Raw genomic sequence first — 14,875 nt, forward strand, 5'->3', positions numbered from 1 at the left:
GCAGCCGGGGGGCCGGCTCCGCCCGCCGGTGAAAGGCGGGAAGACCACGGCATGGGAGCACGCAGGTGTCCCAACCCCTGAGCAGAGGACTGTTCATGTCGTACGGGAAGAGAGGGGCTCTTCGCTCCTCGGTCCTCGCCGCGCTGGCGGCGGCGCTCGGCGCGGCCTTGATCGCGGTGTCGCCCGGGGCCCGGGCCGCGGCCGGCGACGGCTCGCCGGCCGACCCCGACATCTCCTTCACCGGCCGGTGGAGCACCACCGACCCCGCCGCGTACGTGCCCTACTGGGCCGGCGCGTACTTCACCACCGGTTTCACCGGGACGACGGTGAAGCTCAAGCAGCGCAACACCATCGATCTGTACTACAGCATCGACGGCGGGCCGGACGTCTACCGCACCAACGTCAGCGGCACGGTCAACCTGACCACGACGCCGCTGCGGGCGGGTAATCACACGCTGCGCGTCTCGTACCGGGTCGTCGCGGGCTCCTACCACGGCGACGCGGTCTTCCAGGGCCTCGTCCTCGACCCGGGCGCGAGGACGCTTCCGGCGGCGGTGCCCTCCAAACTCGTCGAGTTCGTCGGCGACTCGATCACCGTGGGCACCACGTCGTCGAAGAACGCGCTGACCGCGTACGGCTGGCTGATCGGCGAGCGGCTGGGCGTACGGCACACGCAGATCGCCCAGGGCGGCGCCTGCCTGGTCGCCACGGCGGACGGGTGTGTCGGCCTGGAGAAGCAGTTCGCCAAGCTCAACCCCAACGCGGCCACCCCGGACTGGAACTTCTCCCGCTACCAGGCCGACGCGGTGGTGATCAACCTCGGCACGAACGACGTCGGCCACGGCGTGAGCACCACGACGTTCCAGACCTCCTACACCAACCTGCTGCGGACGGTGCGGTCGAAGTACCCGGCGGCGGCCGTCTTCGCGCTGGAGACCTTCACCAAGAGGTTCGCGGCGCAGACCCAGGCCGCGGTCAGGACGCTGAACGCCGGCGGCGACGCCAACGTGTACTACGTCAACACCGAGGGCTGGCTGACCAGCGCCGACCTCAGCGACTCCGTGCACCCCAACGACAACGGCCACCGGGTGATCGCCGACCGTCTCGCCCCGATCATCTCCGCCAAGCTCGGCGGGACGCCGTCACCCTCCCCGACGCCGACTCCTACCCCGACTCCCACGCCGACTCCCACGCCGACTCCCACGCCGACTCCGACGCCGACGCCGACCCCTACCCCGACTCCCACGCCGACCGCCGCGGCGGCCTGCGCCGTCACCTACACGATCACCAATCAGTGGCAGGACGGTTTCCAGGCCGACGTGACCATCCGCAACACCGGCAGCACGGCGGTCAACGGCTGGACTCTCACCTGGACGTACGCCGACGGCCAGCGGATCAGCCAGGCGTGGAACGCCTCCTACACCCAGAGCGGCGGCGCGGTGACGGTCACCGACGCCGGCTGGAACGGCGCCATCCCGGCCGACGGCACGGCGGGCTTCGGCTTCCTCGCCGCCCAGTCCGGCACCAACGCCAAGCCGTCCGCCTTCGCGCTCAATGGCAGGGCGTGCACGGTCGCGTGATCAGAGCCTCATCCGCGAGCGCGGTGCTCGCCGGCCGGGCGGTCAGGCGCCGCGTCTGCGTGCGCGGTAGGCGGCCACGTTGGCCCGGCTGGCGCACCGCTCGGAGCAGTAGCGGCGCGACCGGTTCGTCGAGGTGTCGAGGTAGGCGTTGCGGCAGGGGACGGCCTGGCAGACGCCGAGCCGGTCGACGCCGAGCCGGGTGACGATGACGGCCAGGCCCATCACCGATCCCACGGCCAGCGTGTCGGCCACCCGGCCGCCCTCGGTGAGGTGGAGGTGCCAGGGCTGACCGTCGTGGCCGGAGATCTGCGGGTACACGGGATGGCGGACCAGGAGGCCGTTGAGCCGCTCGACGACGTCGGTCTCGTCGCCGTCCGACGCCGAGTCGAAGACCTCGGTCAGCTCCTCCTGCAGCTCGCACAGCGCGTCGAGATCCCGCCGGGTGAGCCGGGTGGCGGCCTCGGTGCGGCCGGTCTCCTCGAGCAGCTCTCGAAGCGCGGCCATGCTGCGCACCCCCTCGCCCATGTTCACCAGCGAAACGGCGAGCTCGGCGTATGACTCCAGGTCCACGGGGACGCCCAGATGCGTAAGAGGTCAATGGTAACGCCGAGTATTACATGGGGGATGGTTCCCGGGGAACACCGTACGGTGAAGGATCTGTGGCTTATCGGCAGCGGCGGCCGTCTCATCATGTGGCACAATCAGGAGACGGGTGACCCCCGTATCCCCCTCAAGAGCGACCGTCAACGACGACGGCCTGCGGCGGCTACCGAAGCCATGGCTCTCGTGCTCTTGACGGCGTCTACCGAAGGAACTCGTCCTTTCGACACTGGGGTCGCTGTGACCGTTTCATCTGTCTCCTTGGCATCTCTTGACCTCGATCCCGCGTTCGCGCTGCACCGCGGCGGGAAGCTGGAGGTCCGATCCACCATCCCCGTACGCGACGCGGACGACCTGTCGCTCGCGTACACCCCGGGTGTCGCCCGGGTCTGCACCGCGATCGCCGACACACCTGAACTGATCAACGACTACACGTGGGTCTCCAACGTGGTGGCAGTGGTCTCCGACGGGACCGCCGTCCTCGGGCTCGGAGACATCGGGCCCGGCGCCGCCATGCCGGTGATGGAGGGCAAGGCCCTGCTGTTCAAGGAGTTCGGCAAGGTCGACGCCGTGCCGATCTGCCTCGACTGCACCGACGTGGACGCGATCGTCGAGACCGTCGTCCGGCTGGCGCCCTCCTTCGGCGGCATCAACCTCGAGGACATCAGCGCGCCGCGCTGCTTCGAGGTGGAGCGCCGCCTGCGCGAGAGGCTGGACATCCCCGTCTTCCACGACGACCAGCACGGCACGGCCATCGTGGTGCTCGCCGCGCTGCGGAACGCGGCCCGCCTCGCCGGGCGGTCCCTCGGTGACCTGCGGGCGGTGGTCGCCGGCGCCGGCGCCTCGGGCGTCGCCGTGACCCGCATCCTGCTCGGCGCGGGGATCGGCGACATCGCGGTCTCCGACTCCAAGGGCATCGTGTACGCCGGGCGCGGCGGGCTGAACGACGTCAAGGAGGCCCTGGCCCGCGACACCAACAGGTCGGGGCTGACCGGCTCCACCGAGCAGGCGCTCTCCGGCGCCGACGTGTTCATCGGCCTGTCCGGGTCCACCGTGCCGGAGGCGGCGATCGCCTCGATGGCGCCCGGCGCCATGGTCTTCGCCCTGTCCAACCCCACGCCCGAGGTCGAGCCCTCCGTCGCGGCCCGGTACGCCCGCGTGGTGGCCACCGGACGCTCCGACCACCCCAACCAGATCAACAACGTGCTGGCCTTCCCCGGGGTCTTCCGCGGCGCGCTGGACGTCCGGGCCACGACCATCACGGAGAACATGAAGCTGGCGGCCGCGTCCGCGCTGGCGGCGGTGGTCGGCGACGACGTCAGCGAGACCTACGTGATTCCCTCGCCGTTCGACGCGCGGGTGGCACCGGCGGTCAGCGCCGCCGTCGCCCGGCAGGCCCGCGAGGACGGTGTCGCTCGCAGGTGAGGCCGTACGCGACCTGACATCACCGGACACGGGGGGCCGTGACCGCGCGACAGCGCCGGTCACGGCCCTTTTCTTTCAGGTCCGCCGTGTCCGGAAGTTTGGGAATCCCTTTAAGGGTTCACGGTCCGTGCTATAAAGAAAGCTCTCCGTTACCTATCGGCTATGCCTGTCCATGGTGAGGAGAGCGATGCGACGGGATCCCAACCGGCTGCTCCAGCAGCACCTGACCGAGGCGGGCCTGTCCCGCAAGGGGCTGGCCCGCAGGCTCAACGGCCTCGGGACGGCGCGCGGGCTGCGGGGAATGAGCTACGACCACGGCTCGGTGCTGCGCTGGATCGCGGGCCGGCGCCCGCGCGAGCCGGTTCCCGGCCTGCTCGCGGAGATCTTCTCGATGCGGCTCGGACGGCAGGTGTCGGCGGAGGACATCGGCATGCCGGGCGAGGAGGTGCCTCCCGACCTCGGACAGGAGTTCCCCCATTCGTGGGAGGAGGGTGTGGCAAGCGTGACAGAACTGTGGAGGGCCGACGTCGAGCGGCGCAGATTCCTGCTCGACTCCACCTTCGCCCTGGGAGCGGGCTCGGCGGGGATCGTCCGCTGGCTGACGGCGCCCGCAGGCGAGGGGCTCTCCGCCGACGGCCCGCGCCGCGTCGGGGTCTGCGACGTGGCCGCGATCCGCGAGGTCACCCGCTCGTTCAGCGAGCTGGACAACCGGTTCGGCGGCGGCAGCATCCGCGGCCCGGTGGTGCGGTACCTGCACACGGCGGTGGCGCCGCTCCTGCGTGACGGCTCCTATAGCGAGGCCACCGGGCGCTCGCTCGCCACCGCCGCGGCGGAGCTGACCCGGCTGGCCGGCTGGATGGCCTACGACCTGGAGCAGCACGGCCTGGCCCAGCGCTACCTCGTCCAGGCGCTCGGGCTGGCGCGCAACGCGGGCGACCACGGTCTCGCCGGTGAGATCCTCGCGGGCATGAGCCATCAGGCCGTCTACGTCGGGCATGCCCGGCACGGCCTGGAGCTCGCCCGCGCGTCCATCGTGGCGGCGAGACGCTCAGGGGTGTTCTCCCTGATGGCGGAGGCGCGTGTGCTGGAGGCGCACGCGCACGCGCTGCTGGGGGACCGGGCCTCGTGCGGCGTCTCCCTGCACGAGGCCGAGCTGGCCTTCGACCGGCGGGCGCCACAGAACGAGCCCGGCTGGATCGGCTACTTCGACGAGGCCTACCTCGCCGCCAAGTTCGCCCACTGCCTGCGCGACCTCGGGGACGGCGAAAGGGCCGTCGGGCACGCGCGGCGGTCACTGCGCATGGACGGCCGCTACGTCCGGGGGAAGATGTTCAACCTCTCGCTGCTCGCCTCCGCCCTCGTCCAGCAGGGCGAGCTGGAGGAGGCGTGTTCGGCGGCCGCGTCCGCCCTCGACCTGGCCGAGGGGATCCAGTCCGCGCGCACCCGGTCGTACGTCGCGGACATGAGCCGCCGGTTCCAGCCGTACGCGTCCCAGCCGGGGGTGGCGGCGCTGCTGGAGCGCACCGGTGAGCCGGTGACGGCGCGCGACCCGGTCCGGGTCTGAGCCGGCGCGTCGCGCGGGCAGTCCGCGCGGGAAAGTGGGACCGGCGCGGGAGTCGCACAGCGCCAGGGGCAAGACAGCGGCCGGGGAAGACAGCGGCAGAGAAGGGCCCGGCCAGCCGGCCGGGCCCTTCACACGCCTGTTTCCGGGTGCCTCAGCTGTGCACCTCGGTGATGCCGAGCGTGCCGTCCTTGCGGACGATCGAGCCCGACCAGAGCGAGTAGGCCGCCTTGTACACGCCGTAGGTCTCCCCGTCGAAGTACGGCGAGGTGATCAGGTCGCTGCGGCCGTTGCCGTCGGTGTCCCCGCCGAGGCTGGTGACGCCGTTGATGTAGCCGATGCGACGGGCGCTGCTGTACTTGAGGATCCACGGGCCGCCGGAGGAGCCGCCGGTCATGGAGCACTTGAGGCCGATCTGCTCGTCCGCCTTCACCGAGGCCTCGGCGACGGGGAAGAACGGCTTGCCGTAGCACCACTTGAGCTTCTCGCCGGAGAAGACGTAGTTGCCGTCGTCGTGGGCGGAGGCCGGGTAGCCGAACACGAAGACCGGCGAGCCGACCTTCTGGTTGTAGGCGAGACCCTGGCCGCCGACCTTGTCGCCGAGGCGGCCGGCGTCGACCCACACGTGCTTGTCGTAGTCGCGGAGGATGCCGTTGTAGACCGTGACGAAGGCGTAGTCGCGGTCGCCGTCCTCGTAGACGTCGAAGTCGTAGTGCGTGAAGGCCTGCTTGCCGACGTAGATGCCCCAGGGCGCCTTGCCGTCGTAGTAGCCCGGAACGAAGATCCACCGCTTGACGACCGCGCTGTTGGTCTCCGTGTCGTAGACGCAGTGACCGGCCGTGGCGACCAGGTTGCGGTACTGCGACTGGACCGAGGAGGCCGAGCAGGAGTACAGGCCGTTGCCGATCGTGAAGAACACGCGGCCGACGGTCCTCGGCAGGTTGACGTTCTTCGACGTCGACGTGGTCTTCTTCTCGTCACCGATGGCGGGGACCACGCCGGGCTTGCCGTCCGAGGCGGACGGGCCGCCCTTGGAGACGTGCTTGGGAACGGCCTTGGTCTCCATCCCGTACGGGTCGGCGGCCTTGAGGTTGGCGCCCGCGTTCTCCGTCCAGAAGCTGAGGACGTCGGAGACGTCGGCGACTGTGGCGAGCTTCGTCGAGGACGTGTTCTTGGGGGCGGCCTGCGCCGGGACGGCCACGGCGGCAGCCGCGAGACCGGCGGCGGCGATGACGCCGCCGAGGGGCAGAAGCACACGCTTCTTCATGGGGGGTTCGACTCCTCGGGCTGTACGTGGGACGCCACTTGCGCCCCATGCGTCAGTAAAGGGATGTCAAGGAACATACAGCACTAGGGCACCCCGCGATAAGCCGGAGATAAGAAGACACGGCGGCAATTAACCTGCTTTTTTGTTTTCCGTGGCCTTTGCCGGAGAGGGCGGCTGTCGTCAACCGGACTCCGGTGATGTAACCGGTCAGTCCCTATGAAACGTTCGGGCTGCTGAGCGAACCCGTCCACTGGTGTCGTGCCGCGTCGTAGACGCCGAGGAGCTCGCCGTCGAAGTACGGCGAGAAGCTGGTGCCCGCGCGTCCGCCCGTCCTGGAGACACCCACGGTCAGCCCGTTCAGGTAACCGAGGCCCCGTGAGCTCCGGTAGGCGGCCAGCCAGGAGGAGCCGGACGCGCTCGGGGCCGCGGTGCGGATCGCCACCAGTTCGTCCGCCTTGAGCGCGAGGTCCTGGGCCGCGAACGGGCTGCCGTACGAGCGGGCGAGGATGTCGCTTCGAGCGACGCGGGCCGAGGGGGTCGCGCTCGCCCGGGCGGGGGTGTGGACGGTGGCGCCCGCCGGGTAACCGATGACGGCCACCGGCGTGCCGACCCTCAGGTTGTAGGCCAGGCCCTGTCCGCCGACGCGGTCGCCGAGCCGCCCGGCGTCGGTGAGCCTGATCCCGGCGTACCCGGTCCGCAGCTTGTACTTCGGCCCGGTGAAGGCCGCGACCTGGGCCCGCGTGGACAGCCTGACCCGGCTCGGCGTCAGCCCGTTGTAGACGCTGACGAAGGCGTAGTCGCGGTCGACGTCTCCGTACGTGGCGAAGTCGAAGTGGGTGAAGGCCTGCTTGCCCGCGTACACGCCCCAGGGCGTCCTGCCCTGGTAGGAGCCGGGCACGAAGACCCACTTCCGCAGCGTCGCCGCCCCGGACAGGGTGTCGTAGACGCAGTGACCGGCCGTCGCGACCAGATTGCCGTAGTCGGACCGTACCGAGGTGGCCGCGCACCAGTGGGGCCGGTCGTCGGCCGCGACGAAGAACGCCTTGCCCGTCGTCTTCGGGAGGTTGACGTTCCTGGAGGTGGCCGCCGGACCGCCCGCGTGCGCGATCCCCGCGATCAGGCCTGCCCGGCCGTCGGGGTCGGCGCCGCCGGTCCCGGCGCGGCCGGCGGTGATCGCGGCTCCTCCGTCGTACGGCGTGGCGTCCGTGAACGCCCGGCCGCCGTCGCGGAGCCAGTAGGCGACGGCGGACAGCGCCTGCGCCTCGGTGGCCAGCGCGTGGGTGGCGGTGGTGTCGTAGGCCCGTGCCGGGGCCGGTGTGCCCAGAACGAGCAGCGATGCCATCGCCGCGACACCCCGGCAGGGGGTGAGGAAGCGTTTCAACAGGGACTCCTCGCGCCGCACGTGGAGCCGCTCCTGCGCCCCGCCATCAGTGAACGGATGGGGAGGAACTTACAGCGTGCATGGTGCATATCGGAAACAGGCCTGGAGCCGAGGCGAGCGGAGACCCGTGAAAAGGCGCAGGGCCCGGCGTGAACCGGGCCCTGCGTGTCAAGCGGGTTGTCAGGGTCTCCCCAAACGGGTGATCTTCTGATCTCCGCAGGTCGGAGATTAGGCGACCGAGCCGGACCAAAGGTTCTTGGCCGCGCTGTAGACGCCGTAGAGCTCACCGTCGAAGTACGGGGAGACGCTGGTGTCGATGCGGTTGTTCTTGTCGGTGTCGGAGACGCCGATGGTCACGCCGTTCAGGTAGCCCAGACGACGGGCGTTGCTGTACTTCAGCAGCCACGAGGAGCCGATGGAGCCCTCACCGGTGAAGGAGGACTTCACGCCGACGAGCTCTTCGCCCTTGATCGCCGAAGCGGTCGCGGCGAAGGTCTTGCCGTAGCTCCACTTGAGCGTCTGGCCGGAGTAGGCGTGGTTGCCGTCCGGGTGCGACCCGCTGGGGTAGCCGAACACGAAGACCGGCGAGCCGACCTTCTGGTTGTAGGCCAGACCCTGGCCACCGACGTTGTCGCCGAGGCGACCGGCGTCGATGAACTTGCGCGCCCAGTAGTGCTTCTTGCCGTCCTTGTACGTGACGGCGCGGATCTTCGGGTCGTACTGGTTGTACGACGCCTCGGTGACTTCCTTCCACGCCGACGGGGTGTCCTCGACGTTGACAGCGATGGCGCCGTTGTACGCCTTCAGGCCGTTGTACACGGTGACGAACGCGTAGTCGCGGTCGCCGTCCTCGTACACGTCGAAGTCGTAGTGCGTGAACGCCTGCTTGCCGACGTAGATGCCCCACGGGGTCTTCGCCTGGTAGTAACCGGGGATGAAGACCCAGTTCTTCATGGTGTCAGCGTTGGAGACCGTGTCGTAGACGCAGTGTCCAGCGGTGGCGACCAGGTTGTGGTACGTGGACTGCACCGAGGTGGCCGAGCACCAGTGCGACTTGTTGTCCGCGCCGGTGAAGAACACCTTGCCCGTGGTCTTGGGCAGGTTGACGTTCTTCGACTTGGAGACGGTCTTCTTCTCGTCGCCGATCGCCGGCACCACACCGGGCTTGCTGTCCGCGCTCGGGCCACCGGTCGAGACGTGCTTGGCGGGAACCGTGGTCTCGACGTTGTAAGGCGTCGCGTTGATCAGGTTCGCGTTGTGCTCGTTCGTCCAGTAGGCGACGATGTTGGCCACGGCGATGCCGTTGACGGCCAGCGGGTCGGTGGACACGTCGCCCGCCGCCTGGGCGGGGGCGGCGAGGCCGGCGGCGAGGAGGCCGGTGGTGGCGACGACGCCACCAAAGGCGAGAATGCGCTTCATGGGGGAACTCCTTGGTCTGTCGTGAGACGCCTCATGCGTCCCATGCGTCAGGAAAGGGATGGCTGGACCATACAGCCGAGATCTTGCGCGGCGAAAGCTGTCGCGCGGCCACTGCGGTCGCTGCGAGACCCCCGAGACTTTCCTGTGATAATCCTGAGAATCGTGATCTTTGCTCCAAAGATCGACATATCCGCAGATCACAGGTCAGTGACGACGGTGGTCACGCTGGAGAACGCAGAGACTGCCGGGGCTCGTGGGACCGGTGGGATGTGATGTAAATCACAGGTTTCAAGTGGCACCCGATGTGGAGCTCGCGCGTCTAAGGCCCCCAAACGCGAGAAGGCCCCGGCGGTCAACGCCGGGGCCTTCGAAGTCACGGGAAGCATACACACCGCTCGCCTCTTTCGCGGCTCACAGCGGAAGTCGCGGCTGGAGCCGCCGGAGCGGTCATGCGAATGGAACGGAACAAGCCTCAGGGCCCGGCTGTAGCCGGGCCCTGAGGTTGGTCGTTCACGCCGGCCGGGAACGGGTCCCCGGCCGGAGATCGCCGCTACTAGCCGGCGATCTTGCCCGACCAGCTGTTCTTGGCCGCGCTGTAGACGCCGTAGGTCTCACCGTCGAAGTACGGGGAGACGCTGGTGTCGTACCGGTCGTTGCCGTCGGTGTCGGAGACGCCGATGGTCACGCCGTTCAGGTAGCCGAGACGACGGGCGTTGCTGTACTTCAGCAGCCAGGACGAGCCGAGCGCGCCCTCACCGGTGAAGGACGACTTGATCCCCTGGAGCTCCTCCGCCTTGATGGCCGAAGCGGTCGCTCCGAAGGTCTTGCCGTAGCTCCACTTGAGGGTCTTGCCGGTGAACGCCTGGTTGCCGTCGGGGTGCTTGCCGCTGGGGTAGCCGAACACGAAGACCGGCTGGCCGATCTTCTGGTTGTAGGCCAGGCCCTGGCCGCCGACGTTGTCGCCGAGGCGACCGGCGTCCTTGATGACAAGCTGGTGCTTCGTGGTGTCCCACGACGGCTGGACGCCGTTGTAGACGGTGACGAACGCGTAGTCGCGGTCGCCGTCCTCGTAGACGTCGAAGTCGTAGTGGGTGAAGGCCGTCTTGCCGACGTAGATGCCCCACGGGGTCTTGCCCTGGTAGTAGCCCGGGACGAAGACCCAGTAGTCCAGCGTGGCCTTGTTGGTCACGGTGTCGTAGACACAGTGACCGGCGGTCGCCACCAGGTTGTGGTAGGTCGACTGCACCGAGGTGGCGGAGCACCAGTGCGGCTTGCCGTCGGAGCCGCGGAAGAACACCTTGCCCGTGGTCTTGGGCAGGTTGACGTTCTTCGAGGTGCTGGAGGACTTCTTCTCGTCACCGATGGCCGGCACAACGCCGGGCTTGCTGTCCGCCGAGGGGCCACCCTTGCTGACGTGCTTGGTGGCGACCTTGGTCTCGACGGTGTACGGCGTGGCGTTGAGGAAGTTCGAGAACTTCTCTCCCCTCCAGTACTTGATGACCTGGAGGGCGGCGGTGTTGCTGGCCAGGGTGTCGGAGGAGACGTCGCTGGCCGCCTGAGCCGGGACCGACAGGCCCGCGGCGAGGAGGCCGGCGGTGGCGACGAGACCACCGAGGGCGAGGGTGCGCTTCATTTGGAGCTCCTTGGTCTGTCGTGGGACACCTCATGCGCCCCATGCGTCAGTAAAGGGATGCCAGGAACATACCGGCAGGATCTTGGGCGTTTAAAGTCGTTCTCACAGGAACCGGACAGGTTTCGATCAGCCGTGACCGGCTCGTTATCTAGCCCTGGAGGCTTCGTGGAACGACGGCTTTCCTGATCAGCGCGGAAGTGCACAGGCCGCCGATGTCTCCTGGAACGCGGCAACGAGCGCTCGGCGGAAGACGAGAATGTGATGTGAATCACATAAAAAAAAGGGAGCCAAATGAGGGCTGCGGGCGTCTAAGCGCACCGGCCGTCGGCTCTGGAGTGCCGCGCACGACTATCGTCGAACCGGCATAAACCGCCCATAAGTGGCAGGCCTTGGAACGCCGAAAGGGCCCGGCTGGGAAGCCGGGCCCTTCGGGTGGAACGAGTCAGGGGGCGAGCCCTGACGGGTGATCTTCTGATCTCCGCAGGCCGGAGATCAGGCGATCGAGCCGGACCAGAGGTTCTTGGCCGACCAAAGGTCTTGCCGTACGTCTACTTGAGGGTCTTGCCGGAGAAGGTGTGGTCGCCGTGCGGATGGCATCCGCTCGGGTAGCCGAACACGAAGACCGAGCCGCCGACCTTTTGGTTGTAGGCCAGGCTCTGGCCGCCGACGTTGTCGCCGAGGCGACCGAGGTCGACGAACTTCCACAGATTCCCGCGAGCAGGGCCGGGGCGCTCTTCGCGTAGGCGTCCCAAAGCGCCTTCGTGGGCTCCGTCTTGTTGACGGGAGCCGAACGGTCGGAAAAGCCGCAGGGCCCGGCTGGCGGCCGGGCCCTGCGGGTGGTCACTTCGGTCGATCGGGGGACTGACCCCGCCGGCCGGATCGCCCTGACTAGGCGATCTTGCCGGACCAGGTGGCCTTGGCGGCGTTGTAGACGCCGTAGGTCTCACCGTCGAAGTACGGGGAGATGCTGGTGTCGATGCGCTTGTTGCCATCGGTGTCCGAAACGGCGGCGGTGACGCCGTTCAGGTAGCCGAGGCGACGGCTGCTCTTGTAGCTGAGCAGCCACGCCGAGCCGACGGAGCCCTCGCCGGTGAAGGAGGACTTGACGCCGAGCATCTCCTCGCCCTTGATGGACGGGGCGGTGGCGGCGAAGGTCTTGCCGTAGCTCCACTTGAGGGTGTTGCCGGTGAACGGACGGGTGCCGTCGGGGTGGGCCCCGCTCGGGTAGCCGAACACGAAGACCGAGCCGCCGACCTTCTGGTTGTAGGCCAGGCCCTGCCCGCCGACGGCGTCACCGAGGCGACCGGCGTCCGCGAGAGCGACGTAACCGATGTACTTCACGCCGTCCTTGGTCCAGGTGAGGTAGCCGGCCTTGCCGGTGTCGGCCGCGGCCTTCTCCTCGGCGGTGGCGTCGTTGTACCGCACCACGGTCTTGGACTTGGTCGGGTCGAGCTTGACGCCGTTGTACACGGTGACGAACGCGTAGTCGCGGTCGCCGTCCTCGTAGACGTCGTAGTCGTAGTGGGTGAACGCCGTCTTGCCGACGTAGATGCCCCACGGGGTCTTGCCCTGGTAGTAGCCGGGGACGAAGACCCACTTGTCGAGGGTGGCCTTGTTCGACGCGGTGTCGTACACGCAGTGCCCGGCCGTGGCGACCAGGTTGTGGTACGTGGACTGCACCGAGGTGGCCGAGCACCAGTGCGGCTTGTGGTCCGCGCCGATGAAGAACACCTTGCCCGTGGTCTTGGGCAGGTTGACGTTCTTCGAGGTGCTGGTGGTCTTCTTCTCGTCACCGATGGCCGGCACGACACCGGGCTTGGTATCGGGAGCCGGACCGCCCGTGGACACGTGCTTCGTCGAGACCGTGGTCTCGACGTTGTAGGGCGTAGCCAGCTGGAGGTTGGCCGCGGCCTGGCCGAACCAGAACGTCGCCACCTGCTGGGCGGCGAAGTTGGTGCTGGCCAGCGTGTCGCTGGAGACCGTGTCGGAGGCCTGGGCCGGAGCGGCCAGACCGGCGGCGAGAAGGCCCGTGGTGGCGATGAGGCCACCGAAGGCGAGGGTGCGCTTCATTTGGAGCTCCTTGGTCTGTCGTGGGACGCCTCATGCGTCCCATGCGTCAGGAAAGGGATGGCCGGGAACATACCGTCAGGTTCGTGGCCGTATGAAGCGTCTCTCACAGGAACCGGACAGGTTTCGATCAGTCGTGACCGTGCCGTTATCCGGGCGGACCGGCCATCAGGATCGCTGGATTTCCTGATCAGCGCGGAAGAGCATGATCGGCCGACGTGTCTTGGAACGCGGCAACGAGGGGGGCGGGTTTGGCGCGGATGTGAGGCGAATCACATCGGAGAAAGGGAGCCAAATGAGGGCTGCGGGCGTCTAAGCGCCCTGGCCGTCGGCTCTGGAGTGCCGCGCATGACTATCGTCGAACCGGCATAAACCGCCCATAAGTGGCAGGCCTTGGAACGCCGAAAGGGCCCGGCTGGGAAGCCGGGCCCTTCGGGTGGAACGAGTCAGGGGGCGAGCCCTGACGGGTGATCTTCTGATCTCCGCAGGCCGGAGATTAGGCGATCGAGCCGGACCAGAGGTTCTTGGCCGCGCTGTAGACGCCGTAGAGCTCACCGTCGAAGTACGGGGAGACGCTGGTGTCGTAGCGGTCGTTGCCGTCGGTGTCGGAGACGCCGATGGTCACGCCGTTCAGGTAGCCGAGACGACGGGTGTTGGAGTACTTCAGCAGCCAGGACGAGCCGAGCGAGCCCTCACCGGTGAAGGACGACTTGACACCCTGGAGCTCCTCCGCCTTGATCGACGAAGAGGTCGCACCGAAGGTCTTGCCGTACGTCCACTTGAGGGTCTTGCCGGAGAACGCCTGGTTGCCGTCCGGGTGCTTGCCGCTGGGGTAGCCGAACACGAAGACCGGCTGGCCGATCTTCTGGTTGTAGGCGAGACCCTGGCCGCCGACGTTGTCGCCGAGGCGACCGGCGTCGGCGAACTTCCAGACGTAGAACTTGCCGCCGTAGGTGTAGTGCGGCAGCGCGTCCTCGTCCTTGTACGCCTTGTAGGTGGCGTAGTCGACCTCCTGGAAGCCCGCGTACTTCTTCAGCTCATCCCACTTGTGCTCCTTGATGAACTGCCACAGGTCGGCGAAGCCCCCAGCCGGGAACTTGATGCCGTTGTACACGGTGACGAACGCGTAGTCGCGGTCGCCGTCCTCGTACACGTCGTAGTCGTAGTGGGTGAAGGCCTGCTTACCCACGTACACGCCCCACGGGGTCTTGCCCTGGTAGTAACCGGGGATGAAGACCCAGTTGTTCAGCGTGGCCTTGTTGGACGCCGTGTCGTAGACACAGTGACCGGCGGTGGCCACGAGGTTGTGGTACGCCGACTGCACCGAGGTGGCGGAGCACCAGTGCGGGTTGACGGCCTCCGGGAACCAGCCGTAACGGCCGTGCTGGACCCACTTCCACCCGTCGGCGAAGAACACCTTGCCCGTGGTCTTGGGCAGGTTGACGTTCTTCGACTTGGAGACGGTCTTCTTCTCGTCGCCGATCGCCGGAACCACGCCGGGCTTGCTGTCCGCCGCGGGGCCGCCCTTGCTGACGTGCTTGGCGACGACCTTGGTCTCGACGTTGTACGGCGTGGCGTTGATCAGGTTGGCCGCGTTCTCGGCCAGCCAGAACGCGGCGATGTTCTTGGCCTGGATGCCGGTGGCCGACAGCGGGGTGCTGGAGACGTCACCAGCGGCCTGGGCCGGGGCCGACAGGCCGGCGGCGAGAAGGCCGGCGGTGGCAACGATGCCACCGAAGGCGAGAGTGCGCTTCAAGGGAACTCCTTGGTCTGTCGTGAGACGCATCATGCGTCCCATGCGTCAGGAAAGGGATAGGCAGCACCATACAGCCGTGTATCTAGGGAGGTAGGAGCACTTATCCGTGTTTATGGAGGCCCTCGGGAGCCGTGATGATCCCGTTATGCGGATGACCATTGGTCAGTCCGCCGGTCATCTCTCTCG

11 protein-coding genes are annotated in these 14,875 nt (G+C 68.0%); 3 read left to right on the forward strand and 8 right to left on the reverse strand.

What is annotated here, in order from left to right; genetic code table 11:
- Positions 1 to 95: 95 nt before the first annotated feature.
- On the forward strand, positions 96 to 1,580 hold the full coding sequence (locus AB0B72_RS26130; RefSeq protein ID WP_367741591.1) for a cellulose binding domain-containing protein: 1,485 nt from the start codon (positions 96 to 98) through the stop codon (positions 1,578 to 1,580).
- 42 nt (positions 1,581 to 1,622) lie between these two features.
- On the opposite strand, the gene AB0B72_RS26135 is transcribed toward AB0B72_RS26130, so the two are convergent.
- Positions 1,623 to 2,150 carry a CGNR zinc finger domain-containing protein gene (locus AB0B72_RS26135; protein WP_367741592.1) on the reverse strand — a complete coding sequence of 176 codons (528 nt, stop codon included), beginning with the start codon at positions 2,148 to 2,150 and terminating at the stop codon, positions 1,623 to 1,625.
- 270 nt (positions 2,151 to 2,420) lie between these two features.
- On the opposite strand from AB0B72_RS26135, the gene AB0B72_RS26140 reads away from it, so the two are divergent.
- Both AB0B72_RS26140 and AB0B72_RS26145 read left to right on the forward strand, forming a co-directional pair.
- Positions 2,421 to 3,605, forward strand: coding sequence for an NADP-dependent malic enzyme (locus AB0B72_RS26140; protein ID WP_367741593.1), 1,185 nt, complete (start codon positions 2,421 to 2,423; stop codon positions 3,603 to 3,605).
- Between the two features lie 187 nt (positions 3,606 to 3,792).
- The gene (locus AB0B72_RS26145) at positions 3,793 to 5,169 is read left to right on the forward strand and encodes a hypothetical protein (protein ID WP_367741594.1); all 1,377 of its coding nucleotides are present in this window, start codon (positions 3,793 to 3,795) and stop codon (positions 5,167 to 5,169) included.
- 151 nt (positions 5,170 to 5,320) lie between these two features.
- Here AB0B72_RS26145 and AB0B72_RS26150 read toward each other — a convergent pair whose 3' ends face one another.
- From AB0B72_RS26150 to AB0B72_RS26180, 7 genes are all read right to left on the reverse strand, one after another.
- The gene (locus AB0B72_RS26150; protein WP_367741595.1) at positions 5,321 to 6,433 is read right to left on the reverse strand and encodes a serine protease; all 1,113 of its coding nucleotides are present in this window, start codon (positions 6,431 to 6,433) and stop codon (positions 5,321 to 5,323) included.
- 214 nt (positions 6,434 to 6,647) lie between these two features.
- Positions 6,648 to 7,814, reverse strand: coding sequence for a serine protease (locus tag AB0B72_RS26155; RefSeq protein ID WP_367741596.1), 1,167 nt, complete (start codon positions 7,812 to 7,814; stop codon positions 6,648 to 6,650).
- A 228-nt stretch (positions 7,815 to 8,042) separates the two neighbouring features.
- Positions 8,043 to 9,233 carry a serine protease gene (locus AB0B72_RS26160; protein WP_367741597.1) on the reverse strand — a complete coding sequence of 397 codons (1,191 nt, stop codon included), beginning with the start codon at positions 9,231 to 9,233 and terminating at the stop codon, positions 8,043 to 8,045.
- Between the two features lie 553 nt (positions 9,234 to 9,786).
- Entirely contained in the window at positions 9,787 to 10,866 is a 1,080-nt protein-coding gene (locus tag AB0B72_RS26165; protein ID WP_367741598.1) for a serine protease, read from the reverse strand.
- Positions 10,867 to 11,414: 548 nt separating this feature from the next.
- Entirely contained in the window at positions 11,415 to 11,618 is a 204-nt protein-coding gene (locus AB0B72_RS26170; protein ID WP_367741599.1) for a hypothetical protein, read from the reverse strand.
- Positions 11,619 to 11,754: 136 nt separating this feature from the next.
- A complete protein-coding gene (locus AB0B72_RS26175) occupies positions 11,755 to 12,936 on the reverse strand; it encodes a serine protease (RefSeq protein ID WP_367741600.1) in 1,182 nt (393 codons plus the stop codon).
- Between the two features lie 493 nt (positions 12,937 to 13,429).
- Positions 13,430 to 14,689: a serine protease gene (locus AB0B72_RS26180; protein WP_367741601.1), complete on the reverse strand. Its 1,260-nt coding sequence runs from the start codon at positions 14,687 to 14,689 to the stop codon at positions 13,430 to 13,432.
- Positions 14,690 to 14,875 lie beyond the last annotated feature (186 nt).

This window comes from Microbispora sp. NPDC049125 (assembly GCF_040802045.1).
In the GTDB taxonomy this organism is placed as follows: domain Bacteria; phylum Actinomycetota; class Actinomycetes; order Streptosporangiales; family Streptosporangiaceae; genus Microbispora.

Coding starts and splice junctions, on each gene's coding strand:
- AB0B72_RS26145 (WP_367741594.1), top strand. CDS start 3,793: ATGCGACGGGATCCCAACCGGCTGCTCCAGCAGCACCTGACCGAGGCG.
- AB0B72_RS26165 (WP_367741598.1), bottom strand. CDS start 10,866: ATGAAGCGCACCCTCGCCCTCGGTGGTCTCGTCGCCACCGCCGGCCTC.
- AB0B72_RS26150 (WP_367741595.1), bottom strand. CDS start 6,433: ATGAAGAAGCGTGTGCTTCTGCCCCTCGGCGGCGTCATCGCCGCCGCC.
- AB0B72_RS26160 (WP_367741597.1), bottom strand. CDS start 9,233: ATGAAGCGCATTCTCGCCTTTGGTGGCGTCGTCGCCACCACCGGCCTC.
- AB0B72_RS26175 (WP_367741600.1), bottom strand. CDS start 12,936: ATGAAGCGCACCCTCGCCTTCGGTGGCCTCATCGCCACCACGGGCCTT.
- AB0B72_RS26130 (WP_367741591.1), top strand. CDS start 96: ATGTCGTACGGGAAGAGAGGGGCTCTTCGCTCCTCGGTCCTCGCCGCG.